This window comes from Bacteroidales bacterium (assembly GCA_018334875.1).
In the GTDB taxonomy this organism is placed as follows: domain Bacteria; phylum Bacteroidota; class Bacteroidia; order Bacteroidales; family UBA12077; genus JAGXLC01.
Genome location: JAGXLC010000414.1, coordinates 1 through 2,164, shown reverse-complemented (window position 1 = coordinate 2,164; position 2,164 = coordinate 1). Strand labels below are relative to the sequence as shown.

3 protein-coding genes are annotated in these 2,164 nt (G+C 41.1%); all 3 read left to right on the top strand.

The window, feature by feature from the left end:
- The first annotated feature begins 282 nt into the window (after window positions 1–282).
- The 3 genes from KGY70_19020 to KGY70_19010 all read left to right on the top strand — a co-directional run bounded on the left by KGY70_19020 (window position 283) and on the right by KGY70_19010 (window position 1,809).
- Window positions 283–456: a hypothetical protein gene (locus KGY70_19020; protein MBS3777294.1), complete on the top strand. Its 174-nt coding sequence runs from the start codon at window positions 283–285 to the stop codon at window positions 454–456.
- Between the two features lie 60 nt (window positions 457–516).
- Window positions 517–1,263 (top strand): hypothetical protein, encoded by a 747-nt coding sequence (locus KGY70_19015; protein ID MBS3777293.1) that lies wholly within the window; start codon window positions 517–519, stop codon window positions 1,261–1,263.
- Window positions 1,264–1,383: 120 nt separating this feature from the next.
- Window positions 1,384–1,809, top strand: coding sequence for a hypothetical protein (locus tag KGY70_19010; protein MBS3777292.1), 426 nt, complete (start codon window positions 1,384–1,386; stop codon window positions 1,807–1,809).
- The last annotated feature ends 355 nt before the right edge of the window (window positions 1,810–2,164 follow it).

Sequence of the window (2,164 nt, the reverse complement as noted above, 5' to 3'; positions counted from 1 at the left end):
TGTAGAGACATGCCATGTCTCAACGGTTTCCAAGAAATAGATCAACCCTTATTTTTATTTTGACAAAATCTAAATTAGCACTTCCTGCAGAAATGTTCATTTTTCTCAATGCCAATATCCATAAGCAATACAGCAATTTTTGCAGGTTCTTTTATCATCTGAAATTTAGATAGGTATTGCTTTGTTAAATATATTTCTATATCTTGTTTGACAATTTGCATTAAAACCAGACCGCTTGATCCTTTATGTATAATCTTAAAACATATTGCCAGCCAAACAGATATGATAAAACAAACCTCAAAGCCACAACGGTTGGTTCGGCGAACCGGCCCGGGCAAAATGGAGCCACACCGCTCTATGATGATAAAGTTTGCCACCCCGTCCATTACCAGGGTGGCTGCTTTATCGGCACTTGTCACCACCCGTATCATGCTTACAGATATCTTTGCTGCATGAATTGCACCCAAAGGTATTGATCTACAAAAAAAGTATAATCATTATCTAAAACAAAATGTTATGGAAGAAACCGAAATCAATTACAATTACGAAACAGTAGATATGTTACTGGCTACACTGATTATTGTTAAAGCCTTCCGGGATAACATCGATTTTTTTGAAGCCATGCGCACCATCTGGAATCCGGATTTTGCGGATGCTCTTGAAGAACGGACAGAAAATGCATTGACCAACCTGGTAGGTGTGAATCACAAAATCAAACTGAAACAGGCTACCAACAGGGTGATGGATATCCTGAAGGATGCCAGGACCGATTTATACTCCTTTAAGGTCCATGTCAAAGCTGATTTTGGCAAGGAGGAAGCAGCAGAAATCCTGGACCAGCTCGGTTACAACAGGTTTTACAGGGACATACAAGATAAAAACAACCAGGAAAGCCTGATGAGCATGCTGAACAATTTCAGGAATGTGATGAATGACGGTTTGAAAGAGAAGATCGTCGCGGTAGGGATTAACCCAGGGTTCATTGAAAGGATCAGTGGCTACGCACCGGAATTTCAGCAGGCCAATATTGAACAGGAAAAACTGAAAAATTTTTGGAATCAGCCTTCGCAGGAGGCAAGCCGGGAGTATAAGTCGATTTATGGCGAGATCATCAGAATCTGTAAGATTGGTGCAGCGATTTTTAAAGACGATCCGGAGAAACGCGACCTATTCATATTTTCCAGGGTAGTGGCTAAAGTAAGTTCCGGCAGAACAAGCCAGGAGACGGAGCCGGATGCAGAAGCACCCGCTGAGGAGGAATAACACCTTCCACTTTGCAGAAGCATTTTGAATCGCCCGTGCAGGCTAACTTTTGCCTTCGCTTTTAACTAAGCGAAGGCATTGTTTTTTTAGTCAGAATTATTTGTGAATAATTCGGGTTAGATGTATATCAGTGATATGGTTACTTATACTAATAGGAATTCAGGTCACTTCAATGATCACATCAGTGAAGCCAGCCTCTTCGCATATATCACCGATGAGGCTCATGATCATACCGATGACCTTTCTGATGTTACCGGTGAGATTGATGGTCATACCGATGACCTTTCTGATGTTACCGGTGAGATTGATGGTCATACCGATGACCTTTCTGATGTTGCCGGTGAGATTGATGGTCATACCGATGTCCTTACTGATGATGCCGATGAAGTGGATGTTTTTATCAGTCTGTTCGATGCTGTCACAGATGAAGTAGCTGGTATTACCGAGTTCTTAAATGGTCTCACCGGTCTTTTAGATAACCCCATGGTACTCACAGATGGTCATCTGGATGGTTTATATGAGAAATGGCCACGAATTCATGAATAAAGGTTTAATTTTTATCTTGCAATCTTATACCCTTTTTATAAACGGTTTGCAAAATGGCAGGGCCACTGGATTTACGGCTATTATCTTTTTCTATTTCTTATTTGATTCAACAACCGCAATCAATCTATCGCGCACTCTCCGAGGCGCCCCAATTGCCTGGGTTATCGTTTCTATCGCTATTTGCCCCTTATCGGGGCAAGAGGCAAGGAGGTCCAGGAAAAATCAGATTAAGTGCAAAGTTTAACTGTGGAAATGAATCCATCACCTGAATATAAAGGTACATTGTCAATCATAGATTCAATATGGAATGCTATCTTTTTGATATTTTTCATTGGACCTAAACCCTTGATACTGC